This window comes from Bacillus sp. NMCC4, from assembly GCF_002998555.1.
Classification (GTDB): Bacteria; Bacillota; Bacilli; order Bacillales; family Bacillaceae; genus Bacillus.
Genome location: NZ_PVRA01000001.1, coordinates 636,295 through 658,306 on the forward strand (window position 1 = coordinate 636,295; position 22,012 = coordinate 658,306).

The window sequence follows — 22,012 nt, forward strand, 5'->3', positions numbered from 1 at the left end:
CTATCTCCCTAAAAACACAGCTAGAAAGGGGAAAATTAATGAAAAAGGTCATCTCTCGTTCTTCTGTTCTATTGTTCTCTACTATTTTTATTTTATCCACATTCTTTACAGGTCAACAGGCTGCTGCCGCTCCATCGAACAAACAGGTGGAACTAGAAAAAGCAGAAATCTTCGGTGAAATCAATGTCAACTCTAGAAAACACACCACTGTCATTGTTGAATTAAAGGAAAAATCCTTAGTTGAAGCCAAGCAAGAAGGCAAAGCTCAAACAAAGGCCTCCCTCAAAAAATCTCGAACAAAAGTAAAAAATGCAGCACTCAAAGAAATTGATAAAGCGAGTGTTCGTCAAGAATATGAAAAAGTCTTCTCTGGTTTCTCTATGAAACTTCCTGCAAACGAAATTCCGAAGCTGCTCGCAGTTGACGGAGTAAAAGCCGTTTATCCGGATGTTACATATAAAACAGATGAAGTGAAAAAGGAAAGCATTCAACTTCCAAATGAAGATGTCTCCCCTCTTATGGATAAAAGCGCTCCATTTATCGGTGCACCAAAAGCTTGGGATGCCGGCTACTCTGGAAAAGGGGTAAAAGTCGCTGTCATTGATACTGGAGTAGACTATACCCACCCTGATTTAAAAGGAAACTTTGGTTTATACAAAGGCTATGATTTTGTTGATAACGATTATTCTCCGCAAGAGACGCCTAAAGGAGACCCTAGAGGTGAATCGACAGACCATGGCACACACGTCGCAGGAACAATTGCTGCCAATGGACAAATTAAAGGTGTCGCAAAGGATGCCACACTTCTTGCGTACCGTGTACTTGGACCAGGCGGGTCTGGGACAACTGAGAACGTTCTTGCAGGCATCGACCGCGCTGTTACTGATGGAGCAGATGTCATGAACCTCTCTCTCGGAAACAGTGTGAATAACCCTGATTATGCCACAAGCATCGCACTCGATTGGGCCATGTCTGAAGGCGTTGTCGCTGTCACATCGAATGGAAACAGCGGACCGAACAGCTGGACAGTCGGTTCTCCCGGCACGTCAAGAGATGCCATTTCTGTCGGAGCAACTCAACTTCCGTACAGCCTTTATAGTGTGAAATTCCCGAACTATTCTACTGCAAAAGTGATGGGCTACTACCAAGAGAGTGATTTAAAAGCACTTGACCAAAAACAAGTCACACTCGTCCATGCAGGTATCGGTGACGAAAAAGCATTTGAAGACATCGATATTAAAGGAAAGGTTGCCGTGATCGAACGAGGAGCCATTGCCTTTGTTGATAAAGTAGACAATGCAAAAGCTGCTGGTGCAATCGGCGTTGTGATGTATAACAACACCGATGGAGAAATTCCAGTCGATGTACCGGGTCTCGCTCTTCCTACGATTAAGCTTTCAAAAGCTGAAGGAACGGCGCTTGTCAAAGCCATTGAGGCTGGAAACAATACAACAACTTTCTCCATTCAATTTGTCAAAGAACTTAGTGAGCAAGTCGCTGACTTCTCATCTCGCGGACCAGTTGTGGATACTTGGATGATTAAGCCTGATTTATCAGCACCTGGCGTCAGCATTGTGAGTACGATTCCAACGCATAACCCTTCTCAGCCTTATGGATATGGCTCAAAGCAAGGAACAAGCATGGCTTCACCGCATGTGGCAGGGGTCGCAGCGATCATCAAGCAAGCAAAACCATCGTACACAACTGAACAGATCAAAGCACTGATGATGAATACAGCAGAAAAACTATTTGATGCAAATGGCAGCCCATTCCCTCATAACACACAAGGGACAGGCAGTGTTCGAATCATCGAATCACTCCAAGCGTCATCTATCGTTTCTGATGCCAGCTATTCTTACGGCACTTTCTTGAAAGAAAAAGGCGTTCAAATCAAAACGAAGAAATTCAAGGTAGAAAACCTTTCAAAAGCACCGAAAACGTATACCATTGATTACAAATTCAATGGCAGCGGCATCAGCACAAACGGAACGAAAAAAATCACTGTCAAAGGGAATTCCACTGGGTCCTTTACTTCCGCGGTACAAGTGAAATACGGTAAAACCAAAAAAGGAACGTACCAAGGCAGCATTACCCTTCGTGAAAATGGCAGAAAGGTCACAGAGATTCCTACTTTATTGATTGTAAAAGAGCCTGATTATCCGCGCGTCACTTCGGTTTCCGTCGAGCCGGATAACCGTGCTGGAAGCTATGTCATTAGCAGCTATCTGCCTGGTGGCGCTGAGAACCTTGCATTTCTCGTCTACTCGACAGATGGAGAGTATATAGGTGAAGCAGGTGTTTATCAACATGTTGATAAAGGAGAACACCGCGTAAAATGGAATGGCACGATCAATCAAGGTCAAAAGCTGGAACCTGGTGAGTATACAATGCTTGCGTATGCAAGTTTGAAAGGGAAATCAGACACTGTTCAAACGAAGGAACCCTTCGATATTTATCCTGAATAAACGTGAATCACAAGAAAAGCCTTGTATGAGCGGATTAGCTCATCAAGGCTTTTCGATTATATATGGAGGAAAGAGAGTCTGATGTTGATATTGCTATGGATCGTTTCTTTTTTGACTGCTTTTTTTCTAACGATCACTTTGGTGTATTTTTTCACCCTTTTACACGCGAAACATCCTCGTCCTTTTCATCAAGCATGCGAGCTGACGGTCTATGTGTCCTTCATTTACCCGCTTAGTTTGCTGGTGACAGCCGCGTTTATTTTCATCATGATGCTCCTTTTCCCCCTAGACATACATACGTTATGCATCAAAGGCTTCTTTTAATAAACGATACGATGTGAGCCGGTCTTGCATGTGGTGAGTGATCGTCACAGCGATTACTTCATTTGTACGATACGCTTTCGCTAGTGCCGTCAGCTGCTTTTTCACAGAAGATGGCGTTCCAACCACCATCCTTTGACGATTGGCAGCCACTCGTTTTTGTTCATATGGACTGTAGGAATAAGCTTGTGCCTTTTCATATGAAGGAAAGCCCCCGAGGTTTTGCCCCTGTTCATTGGCGAGTAAGGATAAATCTAAGCTGACTGCCAGTTTTTCTGCCTGTTCCTCTGTTTCAGCACATAAAACGAAGACCGCAAGACTGACGCGCGGCTCATCACCGAATGCTGAAGGTTCGAACCGGTTGATGTATTGCTCCACAGAATCTTCTCCGCCTTCGCCATTGATAAATAGAGCAAACGTATAGCCTGCACCTGCTTTCGCCGCAAGTCTTGCACTCCCTCCAGAGGAACCAAGCATCCATACCTCTGGTGCAGTCTCTACCTTCGGAGAAGCGGTTAAATGGGGCAGCGGGTAAAATTCATCCGCTAGGTCGTGTAAATAGACCTTCAATTCTTCTACCTGCTCAGGATATTGATCACCTAGTCGTTTTCGTTCACCATGATGAAGGGCAATGGAGGAAATGGGCATACCACCAGGAGCACGTCCAATCCCAAGATCAATTCTGCCAGGAGCCATTGCTTCGAGAACCCTGAAGTTCTCTGCTACTTTATAGGCACTATAGTGAGGCAGCATCACACCGCCTGAGCCAATACGAATATGTGACGTAACGGCTGATAAATGACCGAGAAGCACCTCTGGACTCGACCCTGCAAGCCGGTTTGAAAAGTGATGCTCTGATACCCAAAAACGGTGATAGCCCCACTTCTCTGCCTGCTTTGCCAATTCAACCGTTTGCTTCAATGCTTCAGCAGGTGTTGCATCTCCGATCAAAGGAGATTGATCCAGTATACTTAATTTCATCATGCTGCACCTCTTACAGAAATCCCCCTCTCTCAATCGAAAGGGGGGATGTCTTATTTATTTTCGATTAAAGCCCTTCTCTTTAACAAATTCTCCAAGGAAGGCACGCTTTGGCTGACTAAAGCCGCGAAGCATCTGCTTAGACCAAGTATCTTTTCTCTCTCCGTTTGTTCGTTCTTCATAATATGATGAAATACGATCATCGTATTCTTTTAAATAACGAGCCACATGCGCTTCATCTTGTTGATATGCATTTTCATGATAAATGAGTTCAACTGGCAGCCGTTCCTTTTGTGACGATTGACTCGCTGGATGTCCGACAGCCAGACCAAATAACGGCAGCACATAAGATGGCGTTTCAAGTAATTCAGACACTTCTTTCAGTTGATTACGCAGACCGCCAATATAGCAGATCCCAAGTCCCATTGATTCTGCGGCTACACTCATATTTTGCGCAGCGAGCGCCGTATCAATGACGCTAATGAGAAAGGCTTCCGTATTCTCAAGCGCCTCTTGATGATTTTCCCCTGCTTTTTTTGCAATATCATCATGGCGTTTCAAGTCTGCACAGAAGACAAAGAAATGCCCATTCTTCTTAACGTATGGCTGATTCCCGGCTAGTTCAGCAAGCTTGGCCTTCTTCTCTTGATTTGTCACACCAATAATACTGTACGCCTGTACATAGCTTGATGTCGAAGCAGCCTGTGCACTTTTAATGAGTGTCAGCACCTCTTCTTCGGACAAACGCTCGTCTGTAAACGAACGGATGGACCGATGATTTAATATCGTTTCTATCGTTTTGTTCAATTCGAAGACCTCCTTCACTTGTACTATCATATGACAAAGACATATGGCTTTTCAAAAATTAAAACTCGCATGAAAAAAGACAGTCTATACTTAGACTGCCCTTACCCGTTTTATTTAAATAAATAACTTTGGTATTTCGTTAATTGAACACTTGCGTTATAAGCAATCCCGAATCCAATAAGGACAGATAAGACAGAGCTTCCTCCGAAGCTGATAAATAGGAGCGGAATCCCTGTTACAGGCATCACGCCTATGTTCATTCCAATGTTCTGGAACGTATGGATCACAATCAGTGCTGTATATCCTACACAGAAGAATGACGCAAACCGGCTATATGGATGGATACGGTCGATCAGCACGACAAGCCGGTAGATCAAGAAGAAGAACATGATCACAACAAACGCACATCCGACAAAGCCAAAGGCTTCTCCTATAATGGAGAAAATCATATCTGTTTGTGCTTCTGGGACATAGACTTTTAAGTTTTTAACCCCATTCCCAAAAATCTGTCCAGCACCAATAGCCATAATGGCCTGGTCTACTTGATATTTATCAGACCCAGACGCATCCTGAGTCTGCGCTTGGTTGGCTGACGTAGAGCTATCAGGCAGCCAAGCGGTAATCCGGTTAATCTGATACTGCTGAATGCCAATTGTTTTCGCAACATCAGGGAAGAGAATGATCACGGCTAACACAGCGGCAACTAAAAGCACAACCACAGAACCGATGAGAGAAATCAGCTTCCAATTGACCCCTGATAAAAACACCATCACAACGACAATAAACATACAGACAGCTGCCGTACCTGCATCCTGTAAGAAAATCAGTCCAACTGGAACGGCTGCTACACCGGCAATTTTTAATAGTAGGAAGATATCATCTTCTAATGTCCGTTTTCCTCTAGGGCTTGACTTACCGATGACAGATGCAAGCATCATAATCAAACCAATTTTCATAAACTCTGAAGGCTGAAGTGTCCCAATCCCTGGTATCACAAACCAGCTTTTTGCACCATTTTTAATTGGAGCAAAATCATGACCTCCGATTTGTGCAGGAGCGACTTTCAGAAAAAGTAACAACAGTATGCCACCTATAAAAATATAGAGGCTTAGCTTCTCTAATTGCTCCAAATCAAAGTAATTTATGGCTACAATACATATAACTCCGACCATGTAGTAAATAATCTGCCTCGTCCATGCATTAGATCCATACTGTCCAAATTGACCCGCAGCATAAATCGCAATGACACTGATGGCAAAGAAGGCTAAAAATATAAAAATTAAATCCCCTTGATAGTACGGAGATGTATTCTGCTTGTTCATGAACTAACCACCCTTATTACAAAACATAAAAGCCCTTATTTATATTAGATTGAATTTTTCACAAAAGCAACTCACCTTAAATATGACGGAAGATACATCCGAAAGGTTCCAATCATTTTTCAAAAAATGAAATACTTTTCTTTCTAACAATAGGAAAAAATTCCTCTATACTCTTTCCATTCATCCGATCATGAGTCCTTTAAAAAGATTATTTTACAGATATTAAGGGGAAAATTCAATGACCTATGTGGCGATATGACAAGCAATTATCAAGCCAGCATAAGCTGTACGGAGAGAAAAGGAAAAAGCCACTTTCTACGGAATAAGGCCCATTTTCCAATTATTGAGTTTACTTCAAAGTCAATTGTGGTATAATACTTGTAACAAAATGTTCACAATATCTCCTAAAAACAGACACAATTGCATCCTGACCTCTCATTTGATTTGGATATCAACTTACAAAGGAGTTGGATACGATGGATATGTTCTTTGCGTACCTATGTATTGCAACGGCTACACCCCTGTTTTTATGGCTTGAAAACAGAAAAATTGCACTAGCTTCTATTCCACCCATTATGATTATGTGGATTTTCTTCGGTCTTTACATGACGAGCAGTTTATCTCCAGCAGGACATACCTTCATGATCGCATTCTTTGCCATTAACGTCATTTTGGCACACATTGCAGCGTTTCTCATTTATGGACTTCCATTCATTCGCAAAAGATTCAGCAGCACCAGATAAATCACGCACCACCTATTGGAGGCGTAATCAACATCATGATAAAAACCACTCACCTTTGAGGGATGAGTGGTTTTTTTATTATTTCTCTGAATGCTCAGACTGCTTTGGCGCAGAAGGTGAATAACCGTCTTTGCTGTTCTCTCCGTGGCTGTAGTGAGCCGCAAAGATCCAAACAGATCCGATAACGAAGATAATCGCACAAAACAGACCAAACAATGTATTTCCGACTTGAACAGTTCCGTTCTCGCTTTCTGTCATGTGCATAAACATGAATAGCTGCAAGAACGCTTGAATGAAGGCAAAACCAAAGATAATCCATAGTTTTGCAGAACTGCCAATTTCAGCTCCAATGGCAATCCAGAATGCTAAGATTGTTAGCACAATGGATAGGATGAAGCCAACTACGTGTTTCCAAGGGAAGTGTTCGTGCTCTGCTGAGGAATGTGTTTTTCCAGCCATATCACAAAAGCCCCCCTAATCCGATCAAGTAAACAGCTGTGAAGATGAAAATCCATACAACATCAAGGAAATGCCAGTATAGACTTGAGATAAAAATCTTCGCTGCTGTTTGTGGAGTTAATCCACGTTTTTTAATTTGGAACAAGACCCCGGTAATCCAGAAGATACCGATGGATACGTGTAGTCCGTGAGTTCCTAAGAGTACAAAGAATGCAGACCAATACGCACTTGTATGGATACTCGCACCCTCATGTACATAATGGAAGAACTCGAAAATCTCAAAGCCAACGAAGCCTGCACCTAGAAGCAGTGTCAGAATCGTCCAAATGACAACCCCTTTTGTACTTCCACGGCGCATTTCATGAACAGCAATCCCGCATGTAAATGAACTAACCAATAACAGGAATGTCATGATCAATACAAGCTTCATATCAAACAGTTCAGCTGGTAAAACGCCGCCAGCTGTTCTGCCATGAAGAACAAAGTAGGTCGCAAAAAGTGTTGAGAATAACACGATTTCCGCGCCAAGGAATATCCAGAAACCAAGGATGTTTAAACGTCCTGTTTCAGACTGATATTCAAGCGGTGCATTTGCATAGCTGCTATCATTATGTCCCATTACTTCTGCGCCTCCTTATTCTTTTTCTCTGTTTCAATCACTTCTTCAACAGGAATATAGTAGCCATCGTCATATTCAAATGAGCGTAAAATCATTGTTGCGAATACACCGATTAAGCCAATAACGCCAATCCAGTACCATTCAAATACAAGACCGAATGCACCAAGTCCGAAGAATGCAGACATGATGAGTGGTCTGCCTGAATTGTGCGGCATGTGAATTTTCTTGAATTCTTTTTCAGGATGAACGTCTACGTTGTTTTGCTTCCAATGATGGAATGCATCTGGTGTTGTCACTTCTGGAAGTGCTGCAAAGTTATAATGCGGCGGAATTGCAGAAGATGTCGCCCAGTCAAGAGTACGTCCATCTCCCCAGCTGTCTCCAGACACTTCACGTTTCGCGTGTCTCCAGCTGTAGTAGATGTTGTAGCAAAGGATGATGAATCCGATACCCATCATAAATGCACCAATTGTTGAAATAAAGTTTAGTGCAGTCCAGCCATCTTCTGGTCCATACGTATAAATACGTCTTGGCATTCCTTGCAGTCCTAAGAAGTACTGCGGGAAGAAACAGATGTTAAATCCGATCATGAATACCCAGAAGAACCATTTGCCGATTCTTTCGTTTAACTTGTAACCAAACATTTTTGGATACCAGAAAACAAGGCCAGCAAAACAAGCAAAAACAGTACCTGCGATTAATACATAGTGGAAGTGGGATACAAGGAAGTACGTGTTATGGTACTGGTAATCCGCAGCTGCCATCGCAAGCATAACCCCAGTGACACCACCGATAACGAAGTTCGGGATGAAACCAAGTGCCCAAAGCATTGGTGAAGTAAAGCTGATACGGCCTCGATACATCGTAAAGAGCCAGTTAAAGATTTTCACACCTGTTGGTACAGAAATCGCCATTGTTGTAATCGAGAAGAATGAGTTAACCGCTGCACTGTTCCCCATTGTAAAGAAGTGGTGAACCCACACAAGAAAACTAAGAACAGAGATTGCCACAATCGATACAACCATCGCTTTGTAACCAAACAGCTGTTTTCTTGAGAACGTCGCAAAGATTTCTGAGAAAATACCGAAAGCCGGCAGGATGACAATATATACCTCAGGATGTCCCCAAATCCAGAAAAGGTTCGCCCAAAGCATTGGCATACCGCCTGCTTCGAGTGTAAAGAATGCAGAACCGAATAAACGATCAAATGTCATAAGTGCTAAAGCAACTGTTAATACAGGGAATGCGAATACGATGATGACAGACGTAATCAATGTTGTCCATGTAAACATTGGCATACGCATAAGTGTCATACCTTTTGTACGCATTTTTAAGATGGTCACCATGAAGTTAATACCTGTCATAAGTGTACCAATACCTGCAATTTGGAGCCCGAGCAAGTAATAGTTCTGTCCAGGTCCTGGTGAGAAATCATTTCCGGCTAGCGGCATGTAACTCGTCCAGCCTGCACTTGGTGATCCTCCAATGACGAAGGAAATGTTGAACAGCATCGCTCCAACCATGAATGTCCAGAAGCTAAGGTTGTTCAAATAAGGGAATGCAACGTCACGTGCACCAATTTGAAGAGGAACAACGACGTTGATTAAACCAATTAAAAATGGCATCGCCATGAATAGAATCATGATCGTACCATGCGTTGTGAAAATTTCATTATAGTGGTTGGAATCTAAAAACGTATTATTAGGAAGCGCCAGCTGTGCGCGCATCATCAGTCCGTCTACCCCACCGCGGAAGAACATAATCACAGCAGCAAGGATATACATGATCCCAAGCTTTTTATGATCAACTGATGTTAGCCATTCTTTCCAGAGCCATTTCCACTTTTTAAAGTAGGTTAAAACAAACACGATAGCAATGGAAGTAAGAGCGATAGAAATTTGCGCACCAAGAATTAATGGGTCTCCAGTTACAAAAAACTCATCCCATTTCAAATGCATAACGGCCTCCTCCTTTCCTTAGTCAGTTTATTCATTATCTAGTTTTCTTTTATAGTTCTTCACATTCTCGAAAGGATCTGTTTTGGAATGCGGAGAAACTGATTGGTAACCTAAACGTTTGCGTGCTTGGAGTGCGTATTCAGAATCCTCTCCATGCTTCGCAAAGGATAAATGTGTTGATGAGAATGTCTGCACATCTGCAGCATCCGGAAGCATCAAGTAGTCATACGTTTTCTTCGTTAACTTTGGTGCTTCTTTCTTCGTTTTGCTTACCCATTTATCATAGTCAGACTGCGTCATCGCATTGACTTTGAATTTTTGCTGAGCAAAGCCCTCGCCTGTGAAGTTGGCGTTTCTTCCTTCATATGTGCCAACTTGATCAGCTTGAAGATATTGTTCCATCTCCATTCCAGCCATCGCATACTTCTCCCCGCCTAGCTGAGGAATCCATAGTGATGCCATTGTATCAGCGGAAGTGATTTTGAATAAAACCGGCTGATCTTTTGGAATGTTTAAGTAGTTCACTGTCTCAATATTTTCCTCTGGATAGCTAAAGATCCATTTCCAATCAACAGCTGTAGCATAAACGACAAGTGGATCTTTATGGCTTGTTGCTTGAGGTGCCTCTTCCAAAGAGTAAATTGTTTTTACAGTTGGAACCGAAAGGGCAGCAACGATTAATATTGGGATCACTGTCCAGATAACTTCTAGAAGCGTATTCCCGTGTAGTTCTGGGTTATAAGAGGCGTTTCCAACGTCCTTACGCTCACGGTATTTAACCAAAATGATGGTAAACAGTACAAATACCGCACCAACGATAAAGAGCATGAATCCAATGGATAAAAGGATTAAGTCTTTTTGTTGTGCTGCGACAGGTCCTTTAGGATCTAAAACAGCGATATTGCTGCAACCTCCTAATAAAAAAACACTCACGAGCATCGCTAATAAAAGCATAGGTTTAATGGCTCTGAACAAGAAGATCACCATCCTTCCTTAGATAATGTATAAATTGCTGAATAATTGTGAAAAGCCATCTGCCTTCGAAAACTTTTCTTCCCTTTGTAATGCTATCAAAATCTGTTAGAGTTAGCTTCCCTTTTTTCAAAAGTTCATTTATTTTTCAACAGATTTCTATTAAAATGTCATAAATTCGACATAAATTTATATTATTGCACACACAATAAATTTCTAGGATTTTGAAAAGTTGAGAGTTGAAGGCAAAGGACAAACAATCAAGAACTTTGTCAAATTTAGGTTTACCACAATAAAAAAGTTTGGTCGAATTTCAATTTAACTTAATGAAATTTTATCTAGGTAAACAATTTTGAAATAGGTATCCCCACATTTAACAAAAACCTTACTCATTTTAACGCAAGTTCACAAGAAAAGAAAGTATCGATTCTCTGCGATACGCTGTAAGAATTGGTAATGATGCTGAATTAATGGAATCTCGCTAAAGACTTCCAGCAAAAAACCGGCTCAGCGCCGGCACTCTGCATTTATTCATCTCTCACTAAGATGTCAGGTCGTCTATAGATCTCTCCCTCATGTTCAATGTCCATGTACGTCCACTTGCCTGTATAGGTTAAAAAGCGGTTGCCCTCTTTTTCTACTACTATCGTATCCTCTGATTTCAGTCCAGGCAATGAAGGATTCCACGTAAACACTTGATGTAGCTGAATTTCTTCCTTCGATGAGGGAACAGCAATGATTTCCCTAGATACAAATCCCGTCTTTCCCCCTTGATGAAGCTTTTTCCAGCTATCAGGGAAGCCCTCTTTTTCATACTGAGCAATACCTGCTTTCAGTACATCTCCTAATGTTTTACCAGGACGTGTGGCGGCATTCATGACTGTATCAATTCGTGCAAGCCGCTCTTTGTTCTCTTCAAGCTCCTTTGGAAGCTGACCAAAGTAAACAGACCTTGTGACATTCGCTACGAGCCCGTGCCGTTCTGCACAGAGGACAACAAGCGCGTGCTTTTGAAGTGCTTTCTCTGTTGGAATCGGGTGACGGTATTGATGGATCCGGTCATCCGTTGCCACAAGCAGGACTTCTATCGTCATCCCTTGTGCAATGGCTCTTTGAGCAATAAGCGAAGCAATTTCGTGTTCGGTCTGCCCTGGCACGATTTCTTGACAGACACTTTCTACAATGACCGCTGTTTCATGACAAAGGATTTCATATTGACTGAGCAGCGAGGCAGTAAGGATCGATCGAACATGTGACAAATCCGGCTCGATCCATTCGAATCCATCCATTTGAATGTCCGCCCCAATTCGTTTACCTTTTGTGAGTTCTTGAATGTAGGGGGTCTCATCCTCATACCAATCCATTGTGACCACCTGAAAGGGATGATCGACATACGCCATTTCCTCTTCAATGATCCGCTTTTCTTCCATTTGATTCACAATGAGGACGAGGTCGTCTTTTAAGACGAGCAGCTGGCACACGCCCTCTGGCGTATTTAACACAATGTGATTCCTTCTTCCGCCTGTCAGCCAGGAGAAGTTATTTCGCTTTTGAATCAAGACACCATCAAGCTGCTTTTCTTCCATTAGCTCTCTTACTTGTTCAATCATCTAATCACCTGCCTGTATGAAGTGTTTGAATGAAACGGTTAAAAGCTGTTTTCCCTTGCTCAGTTCTTTTAAACACACCCGCCTGCGAGAGAATTCGAGAAAAAATAGAGCCAATTTCTTGTTGTAAAATGGTTTCGATATTGTCCTCTGTAAAGGTGTTCTCTTCAAGCAGTCGCTTTGCCCATGTTTCGTGTTTCATGATAGCAGGACGGGCTTTGATTTCTTCAAGAGGACTTTCGGATAGCAGTGCCTCTTTTAATTGGCTTAACTCCTCTGCTAATCTGCCAGGAAGGACAGCAAGGCCCATGACTTCAATTAATCCGATATTCTCTTTTTTAATATGGTGGACTTCTTCGTGCGGATGGAAAATGCCGTCTGGGTGCCGCTTGTCTGTACGGTTATTACGCAGCACTAAATCTAATTCATAGTCATCCCCGTGGCGTCGCGCAATAGGTGTAATGGTATTGTGCGGAGTCTCTCCTGTATGAGCGATCAGCCCCACCTCTTCATCTGAATACAATTTCCACTCATGTAAGATAAAGTCTGCTGCGTCCGCGAGCGACTGCCGCTCGCTGCTTCGAAGGCGGATCACAGACATCGGCCATTTCACAATGCCAGCTCGCACATCCGGAAAGGCTTTGAGAGAAAAGACTTCTTCCATCTCTGCTTTCGCCATCGGAAATTCATGTGCACCGCCCTGAAAATGGTCATGACTTAATATACTGCCTCCGACAATCGGAAGGTCGGCGTTCGACCCGATGAAATAGTGCGGGTATATAGATATGAAGGAAAGCAGTCGTTCAAAGGTTTTTTTGGTGATGCTCATTGGCTCATGTTTACCTTTGAACACTATGCAGTGCTCGTTGTAATACACATAAGGTGAAAATTGCAGAAACCACGATTCACCTGAGAGTGTCACAGGAATAATCCGGTGATTCTGTCTCGCTGGATGGTTGATCCGCCCCTCGAAGCCAACGTTTTCTTTACAAAGGAGACAAAGAGGGTATTGCTTTTGACTGAGCTTCTTAGCTTCAGCGATGGCTTTGGGGTCCTTTTCCGGTTTTGATAGATTAATGGTGATCTCCAGCACACCATCGTCTGTTGGTGTAAACCACTGTACATTTTTGGCGATCCTGCCTGTATGAATATAGTGGGCATGCTGCTGCATCGCATAGAACCAGCTTGTAGCTGCCTCTGGTCCCTCATGTTGGCGTTTTTCTTCAAACTTCGCATAGATGACACTTGGAGGTGCCACCAAGCAGCCCATGATTTTCGCATCTAGTAAATCACGATACGTATCCGTCCCCTCAGGAATAAGGCCTGTTTCTACTGCCCAATCCAGCATCGGCATTAAAATGTCTTCAAGGTCTCCTTCTCCTGAGACTGTTCTTGCTTCAGCGTCATCGAGCCCGAGCACCTCAAGCAGCCGATTTCTCGTATAATCGATATCTAGTGATGTCATCAGCTCTTTATTGATCCCGTATTGAATCAGCTGTTCCAATTTTTCAAAAATATCAATCGCCATTCCCTCTGTCCCCTCTCTTGCCTGCCTGTTACGCTTTATTCACTTTGGTAGCCATCTGGATGCTTCTGAAACCAATCCCACGCGCTCTGAATGATCGTGTGAAGGTCAGCATATTGAGGTGTCCATCCCAATTCTTGCAGCGCTTTTTCAGAAGAAGCAATCAGCTTTGCTGGATCTCCCGCGCGTCTTTTTGCCACTTGTGCCGGGATGGCATGCCCCGTGACTTTTCTGACAGCTTCTACGACCTGCTTCACGGAGAAACCTGTTCCATTCCCTAAGTTGTAGGTAGCACTGCCTTTTCCAGCACGCAGCCGATCAACGGCTAAGATGTGTGCCTCTACTAAGTCCATCACATGAATGTAATCTCTAATACACGTGCCGTCCTCTGTCTCATAATCATCACCGTAAATCATGATCTGATCCCGTTTTCCTAAAGCAACTTGCAGAATAATTGGAATGAGATGTGTCTCAGGCTGATGATCCTCTCCGACAAGTCCTTCTGTATGGGCACCAGCTACATTAAAGTACCGAAGCACCACGTATTCTATTCCATACGCTTGCTCAGACCACTTCAGCATTTTTTCAATCGCTAATTTTGTTTCTCCATAAGGATTCGTTGGGTTCGTTTCATCCGTTTCAACAATCGGCACGCACTTCGGTTCACCGTATGCAGCAGCAGTTGAAGAAAAGACGATGTGTTTCACATCAAATTCATTCATTATTTGTAGTAAAGCGGTTGCTCCGCCGACGTTGTTGTCATAGTACTTAAGCGGGTCTGTCACACTCTCCCCGACAAGTGAATCTGCCGCAAAGTGCATGACCGCTTCTATTTGATGCGTTTTGAAAACCTGTCTTAAAAAGACGTGATCCCGTAAATCTCCCTCCTCTAAGACAGCTCCTTCCAAAACAGCTTCTTTGTGGCCTGTCTGCAAATTATCCACTACCACTACTCGTTCACCTTTCGCTAGAAGAGCCGCCACCGCATGACTACCTATGTACCCTGCTCCTCCACAAACTAAAATTGTCATCACACTTCCTCCTTTGTGAGTTCTCTTGCGCCGCCTCCAATTCCAGCTGTGTAAAAAGAGGCTTGAATGCCTGTTTTCTCTTGATATATCGCACCAGTTTCTTCTATAAATGAACCCAGCAGTTCTTCTTTCACAATGCTGATCGTGCATCCGCCAAAGCCTGCACCTGTCATACGGGAGCCAATCGTCCCCGGGTGCCGCCAAGCTGCTTCAGCCAGTGCATCTAGTTCAAGTCCTGTTACTTCATAATCATTCTTTAAAGAAAGATGAGAAGCCTTCATGAGCCCACCTAGTTCTTCCATTTTATCATCTTTCAGAAAATTTACTGCTTTCATCGTCCGCTCGTTTTCCGTCACGACATGTCTTGCCCGTTTGCGGCATATGTCATCTTCAATCAAGTGGGCATGTGCTGCAAATTCATCCGCAGTGAGCTCACATAAGTGGGTGATGTCGATTTTTTTCCGAAGATCATTTAAAGCTGATTGACACTCTACCCGACGCTCATTGTATTTGGAATCAGCCAGTGTCCGCTTTTTATTTGTATTGGCGATGACAAGCGCCAGTCCCTCTTGCCGAAAAGGACTGTATTCAAAGGCAAGGGTGTCACAATTGAGCAAAATGGCGTGATCTTCTTTTCCAAGGGAAATCGAAAACTGATCCATGATCCCGCAATTGACGCCAATAAATTCATTTTCTGCACGCTGTGAGAGGAGGGCAAGACGGGCATTTGAAACGCTGAATGAATGCCATTCGTTGATGAGAACAGCGGTGACAAGCTCAATGGAGGCAGAGGAAGACAGACCTGCGCCATTTGGAATATTGCCGCTGTACACAATGTCAAAGCCTTCTTCTATCTTCATCCCTGCTTCTATAAACTGATTGAACACACCCTTCGGATAATTCGCCCAGCTGTCCGATTCCACGTAAGCGATTTCATAAAGGTTGAATTCTTTCACACCATCGCTATCAAAGTTCAAGGAATACATTCTCACGCGGCCATCTGAACGCTTCGCACAAGCAGCATACGTTCCGAGAGTAAGTGCGCATGGAAACACATGGCCTCCATTGTAATCTGTATGTTCACCAATCAAGTTCACTCTTCCTGGGGCAAAAAAATAGCGAAGTTCTTCTCCATCTCCAAATTGCTGGTGAAATGCCGCGCGTAACGTCTCGATCATATCCATTCCCCTTTTCTCTTCTGATACTTTTATTTTAGTTGTCCCAGCAGCATCAGTTCAATGGTAAAAAAACCGTTAAAAAATACCCTTTTTTTGCTGTGAATGGTACGATGTGATATGAGGTGTAACATGATTCTAAATAGAAAAAGGTTGTTTTTTGCTGTGAAGGAGGGTTTCCAATTTGAAGAAGGAAGCATTTGCATTTCGTTTTCACCATTCTGATGTGACATTGCCGGCGCAAATATGGTCTGTTGGCTGGGAAGTACAATCATCTTCGTTATATAGCTGGAATGGCGTGGAGCGGAAAGATCAGGGCAAGTGCATCTTTCAGCTCACACTGTCTGGACATGGCATGATTGAAATCGGAGAGAAACGTTTCAAAGTGTTGCCGGGTCAGGCCTTTCTCGTGAAAAGCCCAAGTGCCTATCAATATTATTTTCCAGAGGACAGTGAGCATTGGGAATTCCTTTATTTAACGCTTTACGGGGAAGCCTGCGATCTTTGCTTTGACCAATTTATTGACCAAGGAAAGCAGGTCATGCGTTTTCACCCAAATTCCAGACCGATCCGCCTGCTCAAGAACATTTATGATGAAGCCAGTGAAAGACGGATTACCAATCCATTTGAGGGGTCTAGCCTTGCTTATCAATTTGTCATGGAACTATATTCATATTTGCCAAAGCTTGAGGGACAAATGGAGAAATGGCCCGAGCCCATCGTTCAAGCTGCCTTGTTTGCCAGCCATCATTTTCACGAGGAAATTGGCCCGGACGATATGGCAGCTGCGGCACGTTTATCCAAAAGTCATTTTACGAGGGAATTCAAAAAGGCCACTGGCTTCACACCTATTCACTATCTAACCAATATCCGGTTAGAAAAGGCGGAAACGTTACTGAAAACAACAAAATACTCGATTGAAGAAATCGCCATACAGTGCGGCTACCGAAATGCGAATTACTTGAATAAAGTCTTTCGAAAGAAAATCGGCATGTCTCCAAAGCAACTGCGGGAAACAAGCGATGCATAATAAAAAGCAGCCGCTTTCACAATTGGCTGCTTCTTTTACGCTTTCGTCAGGTCAACATGAATTCTCCCTTGTCTTAAAACAATGGTCATTTGCGTGTCAGGTGTCATTAAGTTTTCTAAAATGTCCGTTGCCGTTTGAAGCGCAATGTCCATTCGGTTGATCTTTTCCTTTTCTTGTTCCGAAAACGCTTCTGGATGTGCGGTCATTTCTTTGACTAGCCTCAGCACTTGTTCATGCTGCTTTTCTGTTTGCTGATATATAACATCATATAATTCGTCTGGCCTGCTGCTCATTTCACATCACCTATCTTTTTTCATGTGTTAAATCGCATCTTCTTTTGTTTTCTTGAAGACGAACCATTTACTGGCGACATAATTCACGACCACAATCACAAAGTTGACAAGAATTTTTGCGACGGTTTCATTGAGCGCCATTTGGCTCACAAATAAAATCATCAGCCCCAGATCTACACCTAGAGACATGAGACGAACACTAAAAAATGAAGAAAGCTCACGCATAAGGCTTTTCGTATCACGAGCCTTTTGCTTGAAGACATACTTCTTATTGGTGATATAAGCAAAGAGAACAGCAAATACCCATGAAACAACTGTAGCTGTTTTATAATCCATGGAAAACATCTCAACGAATAAGTAGAAGCTGACTATGTTGACAATGGTTGTACACACACCCATCACAAGATACATGACAACTTCTTGATACTTTTGAAAAAGGCTATACATGTCTTTCTTCATTCCTTCTTGGTGGTTTCTGTTTCTTTTAGAATACCATCTTGAGAAGAACTTCCCAAACGAACAATATGTACGTCCTGCACAGATGAAATTTGTTCTACTTGATGGCAAATGTCAACCTAATTGGTTTATATAAGCCAAATGATTTAGGTCTTTTTCATTATTTTAATTTATAATCTTTTAACTGACTTTACAATTGTTTATTATTAGAAGTAAGAAATCAATATTTATGGGTTTTTTAGTCATTTTTTTAGGAACGTGGTAGGTGATAGATTTTACAAAATAGGTTAAATGTCATCATTTTTCGACAAAATCTATTTTGCGCTGTTTTCATCCACACGTACAGTTACTAGACGGTTTGTTCAAGTCATTGGTTGCAGATGAATATGTCTTATTGAACTGGAGGATATTATGGATACGCAAGTGAAAAGAAGAGTTGACGAAGAGTGGGTTTATTTGATTCAGGAAGCGAAAAAAATTGGACTAGGCATCGAAGAAATACAAGCTTTTTTAACATCCAACGGTGATCAGAAGATGATAAACAAACCGTAAATCAACGCCGTTATCCTTTGTCTTTCAGACTGCTTTGGCTAAAAGTTCTGACTTGTCAATTGACCTTTTGAAAATCCTTTCATGACGATACGCTACAGTAATTGAACACCCCTTCATACCAATCCCTTCCACTCATGGGGTTCTGTCTTTCTATATTAGGAGGACAGTCCGTTTCCCGTTCTTTATATGATCCCTTTATAGCCGCTATTCATGAAAATTGTCATTCTCACGTTATAAAACCAAGCTCCCCACCCATATATTAAGCATGAAAACAATGAGAAAGCAGAAAGGTGGGTAGAGCGTGAGTTCAGATTCCCTTTCCTATTATCACCAAAAAAAGGATCAGTATTATCATGGCTTGAACCCGGTCATTGTCAGCCGTATTCGTGAGGAATGGACGTCTTTATTGGATATCGGATGCGGCACAGGCAAACTTGGAAAAGTCCTGAAACAAAAGGGCCGGACCATTTATGGAATTGAATCGTTTGAGGATGCAGCAAAAGATGCTGAGCAAGAGCTAGATCATGTTCTATGCGGAAATATTGAACAGATGACTCTCCCTTACGAACATGAACACTTTGACTGCATCATTTTCGGAGATGTCCTTGAACATTTATTGGATCCGTGGGCCGTTTTAAAGAAGGTCAAACCCTTCCTTAAAAAAGAAGGAGCCATCCTGTCATCCATTCCGAATATCGGTCACATATCAACAGTTTTAGAATTACTAGCCGGCAGATTCACTTATACAGATGCAGGATTAATGGATCAAACACATTTACGTTTCTTCACCCTTCATGAAATTCATGCACTCTTTCATTCAGCAGGCTTTCGTATTCGCGAACTCGAAACCATTCGCGTACAGCATCCTTCCTATGCAAGCGTGATGAGTGATTTACATGAATTACTCATCAAGCATGGCATTCGTTCAGATTTTCACGAGGCCGCTACCGCCTATCAGTATGTGGTTGAGGCGGTTCAGCTTCATGAGTAACCCCACCATCCTGTTTGTTTTATGTGTAAATGATGAGTCCATGTTTCAGGCTTGCTTTCGGCAGCTCGCTTCACTTCCTGCTCCTCATGGATATCATGTAGAGGTTTTGCCGATTAGACATGCATCCAGTATGACCTCTGCTTATAATGAAGCGATCACCCATCCAGCTCAGTTTAAAATTTATCTTCATCAAGATACATTGATTGTCAAACAGCATATGCTGCTTGAGTTGATCCCGCTTTTTTTACAGCATCCATCACTTGGGATGGTTGGGGTCATAGGTGCAGAAAGCGTGCCTGACAATGGGATTTGGTGGGAGAGTTCTCATTGCAGGGGGAAAGTCATTGAATATCGTCACGACACCTATCAGCTGCTTTCGTTTGAAAGAGGTCGTCAACAACAGGCGGAAACACAAGATTATATCAACGCTTCGGCGATTGATGGTCTTTTCATGGCGACGCAGTATGATGTGAAGTGGCGTGAGGATCTCTTTGATGGCTTTCATTTTTATGATGTTTCGCAGTCCTTTGAATTCGTCCAGCAGGGCTATGAGGTTGGAATTGCGAGACAAGAAGAGCCTTGGTGTATCCACAAATGCGGAGATCATTTTGATGCAGAAACATATGAAAAAGCGAGACAAACATTTCTTGCGAATTATCGATAGAAAGCACCCTTTTCGGGTGACCAGAATGTAGAGAAACTCATGTTTTTCTACATTCTTTTTTATTTTCCACGTCATGATGTTAGGTACCCGAAAAACATCATTTTGAACAAAATAAGTGGATCGAGAGAAGGACGACCTTATTTCTCACTATAATACGGTTTTACTTTATCTATGATAAATGAAAAATCAATGTACTGATCAATTTTACGAAGCAAGTGATCGTGTTCAACCAATTGATCTAGTCATACAAATTCAGCTTCGTGCTGAGAAGAATGTCTAATGTGGAACATGAGAAAAACACCTTCCTTTAATATGCTTTTCTCTATTATAAAATGGGGAAATGTAAATTTTAAGGGGGAAAATAAAGCTGTCGAGATTTTCTCGACAGCCTGACCCTAAAGGTCTGTTTGATTCATCAAGTAGATAATCTAGAATCACGTGTTCCAAAACGAACATCAGGATTTTCACTAGAACGGGTTCCATTCCTCACAGCAAAATCGTTATCTTGTTGAGATAAAGTTATAAGAGGAAAATCCTCAGTAGTAACGCTACTGCCTGTAGCATTCCTTACAGTCAGATCAGTGGATTCTGGAGAAGTAGCATTTCTTGAATTCACATCAAAATCGACAGATGATAAAGAGATCACACCTAGCAATGCTGAAGCACTCAAAAAACCAGTAAGAACCGTTTTAAAATTCATATGAACAGTCGCCCCTTTGGATTTGTTTTCGGGCGTACATCACTTTTTCATACATTTTTACAGATTCATCCATACGCCCATTCTCATTATAGTACCGAGCCGCTTCAAGCGCTAGGTCTTCCATATATGGATAACCCCTCTCATTCTCTAATTTTTCCAACGAGCTCAAGACTTCACTTAGGTTTGCTGTTTTTAAAAATAAAATTTCCAATACCATCAGCAACGATAAAAACAGATCATTTTTTCTATTCTTCGCTTCTTCCAAGCCTCTTTTGAAAAATCTTTCACCCTCAATAAATTCCTTTTGACTCAAATGAAATAACGATAATTCATAAAAAACCAAAAGCAACTCTGTAGCATTAATAGGCTCTCCTTCTAGAATAACCTGATTAAAATAAGCTAGTGCCCTATTAAAATCACCTAATCCTTTATAACAACACCCAATATTAAATAATGACTTCACAATCATTGGCTTATTAGAAATTGCCTTAGATTTTTCTAAAGCTGACAATAAATGAGGAAGCGCCTTTTCTCTGCATTCAAAATCAATGAAATTACCTGCCATAACAGTTAGACAATTAATTTCTCGAATCATATAAAGGGAATTGCTCTTATGCGCCTTATAAGTATCATAAGAAAGACCAACGTAATACATAGACACATGTGTCTGTTTCATGTGATAAAACACTTCAGATAATTTGTAATAAAATTCCGCTCTTTCTAACTCATCCCCTACTTGCTCCAGGCGCTTTTCCGAGCGCTTATAGAACACAATAGCTCTAATAAACTCACCATTTTTGAATTCATACATGCCTTGAAAAAAATTAAAATAGTATTCAAGAATGGCTGACATCTTTTTTCCTTGTCCTTCTACAGCTTTCAAGTAATCCGATTTTTCAAGTGGTTCTTTAGAAGGCTGCACATAGTCTGTCATCAATTGATGACGAAACTCCATCAACTGAAAATAAAGAACCGCCTGTTCATCTTCTTCCATGACATCTATATCTTTTCTAACCTCTTCCCTTAGCATCTGGGCCTCTTTAACATTGAATCTTTTTATATGCTTATACCATTCATTTATCTTGATCGCTACAACTGGAGACGGTATAGACGCCATCTACAATCCCCCCCTAGAAAACCAATTTTTAATAAATGTTAGCACAAGAATTCCTAATAAAACCCTATTTATCCATTCATATGTAAAATTTTCGGCATGACGCAAACACTTTTTAAGCAAGTAGGACACAAGACATATCGGTTTTTAGATGCTATCACAGCAGTTAACGCATTTAAATCCCATATAAGCGTTCTTGAAGCATCACACTATGAAAAACCCGAGCA

At 42.0% G+C, this 22,012-nt stretch carries 21 protein-coding genes and 1 pseudogene; 6 read left to right on the plus strand and 16 right to left on the minus strand.

The features are described 5' to 3' along the window. The first annotated feature begins 38 nt into the window (after positions 1-38). The gene (locus C6Y02_RS03330) at positions 39-2,465 is read left to right on the plus strand and encodes a S8 family peptidase (RefSeq protein ID WP_106030644.1); all 2,427 of its coding nucleotides are present in this window, start codon (positions 39-41) and stop codon (positions 2,463-2,465) included. Positions 2,466-2,765: 300 nt separating this feature from the next. On the opposite strand, the gene C6Y02_RS03340 is transcribed toward C6Y02_RS03330, so the two are convergent. The 3 genes from C6Y02_RS03340 to C6Y02_RS03350 form a co-directional block, all read right to left on the minus strand. Next, a complete protein-coding gene (locus tag C6Y02_RS03340) occupies positions 2,766-3,770 on the minus strand; it encodes an LLM class flavin-dependent oxidoreductase (RefSeq protein WP_189318231.1) in 1,005 nt (334 codons plus the stop codon). 54 nt (positions 3,771-3,824) lie between these two features. Continuing rightward, the gene (gene nfsA, locus C6Y02_RS03345) at positions 3,825-4,574 is read right to left on the minus strand and encodes an oxygen-insensitive NADPH nitroreductase (RefSeq protein WP_106030646.1); all 750 of its coding nucleotides are present in this window, start codon (positions 4,572-4,574) and stop codon (positions 3,825-3,827) included. A 110-nt stretch (positions 4,575-4,684) separates the two neighbouring features. Beyond that, positions 4,685-5,896, minus strand: coding sequence for an FtsW/RodA/SpoVE family cell cycle protein (locus tag C6Y02_RS03350; RefSeq protein WP_066031564.1), 1,212 nt, complete (start codon positions 5,894-5,896; stop codon positions 4,685-4,687). Between the two features lie 476 nt (positions 5,897-6,372). Between C6Y02_RS03350 and C6Y02_RS03355 the strand changes: the two genes are divergently transcribed. Further along, a complete protein-coding gene (locus C6Y02_RS03355; protein ID WP_003215279.1) occupies positions 6,373-6,639 on the plus strand; it encodes a spore morphogenesis/germination protein YwcE in 267 nt (88 codons plus the stop codon). Between the two features lie 78 nt (positions 6,640-6,717). On the opposite strand, the gene qoxD is transcribed toward C6Y02_RS03355, so the two are convergent. The 8 genes from qoxD to C6Y02_RS03395 all read right to left on the minus strand — a co-directional run bounded on the left by qoxD (position 6,718) and on the right by C6Y02_RS03395 (position 15,988). Next, entirely contained in the window at positions 6,718-7,098 is a 381-nt protein-coding gene (qoxD, locus tag C6Y02_RS03360; RefSeq protein ID WP_007497818.1) for a cytochrome aa3 quinol oxidase subunit IV, read from the minus strand. Between the two features lies 1 nt (position 7,099). Further along, on the minus strand, positions 7,100-7,717 hold the full coding sequence (qoxC, locus tag C6Y02_RS03365; RefSeq protein WP_007497820.1) for a cytochrome aa3 quinol oxidase subunit III: 618 nt from the start codon (positions 7,715-7,717) through the stop codon (positions 7,100-7,102). Further along, positions 7,717-9,675 (minus strand): cytochrome aa3 quinol oxidase subunit I, encoded by a 1,959-nt coding sequence (gene qoxB / locus C6Y02_RS03370; RefSeq protein WP_034660406.1) that lies wholly within the window; start codon positions 9,673-9,675, stop codon positions 7,717-7,719. The genes qoxC and qoxB overlap by 1 nt, the downstream gene beginning before the upstream one ends. 27 nt (positions 9,676-9,702) lie before the next feature. Next, positions 9,703-10,659: a cytochrome aa3 quinol oxidase subunit II gene (qoxA, locus tag C6Y02_RS03375; protein WP_095285740.1), complete on the minus strand. Its 957-nt coding sequence runs from the start codon at positions 10,657-10,659 to the stop codon at positions 9,703-9,705. Positions 10,660-11,174: 515 nt separating this feature from the next. Then, positions 11,175-12,257 carry a M24 family metallopeptidase gene (locus tag C6Y02_RS03380; protein WP_106030647.1) on the minus strand — a complete coding sequence of 361 codons (1,083 nt, stop codon included), beginning with the start codon at positions 12,255-12,257 and terminating at the stop codon, positions 11,175-11,177. A 4-nt stretch (positions 12,258-12,261) separates the two neighbouring features. Beyond that, a complete protein-coding gene (gene galT, locus C6Y02_RS03385) occupies positions 12,262-13,782 on the minus strand; it encodes a UDP-glucose--hexose-1-phosphate uridylyltransferase (RefSeq protein ID WP_106030648.1) in 1,521 nt (506 codons plus the stop codon). Positions 13,783-13,817: 35 nt separating this feature from the next. After that, positions 13,818-14,810, minus strand: coding sequence for a UDP-glucose 4-epimerase GalE (gene galE, locus C6Y02_RS03390; protein ID WP_060597554.1), 993 nt, complete (start codon positions 14,808-14,810; stop codon positions 13,818-13,820). Continuing rightward, positions 14,810-15,988, minus strand: coding sequence for a galactokinase (locus tag C6Y02_RS03395; RefSeq protein WP_411266002.1), 1,179 nt, complete (start codon positions 15,986-15,988; stop codon positions 14,810-14,812). Before C6Y02_RS03395 ends, galE begins: the two co-directional genes overlap by 1 nt. 181 nt (positions 15,989-16,169) lie before the next feature. Between C6Y02_RS03395 and C6Y02_RS03400 the strand changes: the two genes are divergently transcribed. Then, positions 16,170-17,015, plus strand: coding sequence for an AraC family transcriptional regulator (locus tag C6Y02_RS03400; protein WP_034660412.1), 846 nt, complete (start codon positions 16,170-16,172; stop codon positions 17,013-17,015). Positions 17,016-17,050: 35 nt separating this feature from the next. On the opposite strand, the gene C6Y02_RS03405 is transcribed toward C6Y02_RS03400, so the two are convergent. After that, positions 17,051-17,308: a hypothetical protein gene (locus C6Y02_RS03405; RefSeq protein WP_003215318.1), complete on the minus strand. Its 258-nt coding sequence runs from the start codon at positions 17,306-17,308 to the stop codon at positions 17,051-17,053. A 27-nt stretch (positions 17,309-17,335) separates the two neighbouring features. Beyond that, positions 17,336-17,719: a GtrA family protein gene (locus C6Y02_RS03410; protein ID WP_012011676.1), complete on the minus strand. Its 384-nt coding sequence runs from the start codon at positions 17,717-17,719 to the stop codon at positions 17,336-17,338. 456 nt (positions 17,720-18,175) lie between these two features. Between C6Y02_RS03410 and C6Y02_RS03415 the strand changes: the two genes are divergently transcribed. From C6Y02_RS03415 to C6Y02_RS03425, 3 genes are all read left to right on the plus strand, one after another. Further along, complete coding sequence (locus C6Y02_RS03415) at positions 18,176-18,316, plus strand: anti-repressor SinI family protein (protein WP_008345506.1); 141 nt, start codon at positions 18,176-18,178, stop codon at positions 18,314-18,316. A gap of 301 nt (positions 18,317-18,617) precedes the next feature. After that, the gene (locus tag C6Y02_RS03420; protein ID WP_106030650.1) at positions 18,618-19,307 is read left to right on the plus strand and encodes a class I SAM-dependent methyltransferase; all 690 of its coding nucleotides are present in this window, start codon (positions 18,618-18,620) and stop codon (positions 19,305-19,307) included. Beyond that, positions 19,300-19,971 carry a glycosyltransferase family protein gene (locus C6Y02_RS03425; protein WP_034660733.1) on the plus strand — a complete coding sequence of 224 codons (672 nt, stop codon included), beginning with the start codon at positions 19,300-19,302 and terminating at the stop codon, positions 19,969-19,971. Before C6Y02_RS03420 ends, C6Y02_RS03425 begins: the two co-directional genes overlap by 8 nt. A 140-nt stretch (positions 19,972-20,111) precedes the next feature. Here C6Y02_RS03425 and C6Y02_RS19415 read toward each other — a convergent pair. From C6Y02_RS19415 to C6Y02_RS03435, 3 genes and pseudogenes are all read right to left on the minus strand, one after another. After that, a pseudogene (locus C6Y02_RS19415) lies at positions 20,112-20,261 on the minus strand (transposase); the annotation flags it as partial. A 125-nt stretch (positions 20,262-20,386) separates the two neighbouring features. Then, positions 20,387-20,671, minus strand: coding sequence for a hypothetical protein (locus tag C6Y02_RS03430; protein ID WP_017360144.1), 285 nt, complete (start codon positions 20,669-20,671; stop codon positions 20,387-20,389). Next, entirely contained in the window at positions 20,661-21,788 is a 1,128-nt protein-coding gene (locus C6Y02_RS03435; protein ID WP_106030651.1) for a Rap family tetratricopeptide repeat protein, read from the minus strand. The genes C6Y02_RS03430 and C6Y02_RS03435 overlap by 11 nt, the downstream gene beginning before the upstream one ends. Positions 21,789-22,012 lie beyond the last annotated feature (224 nt).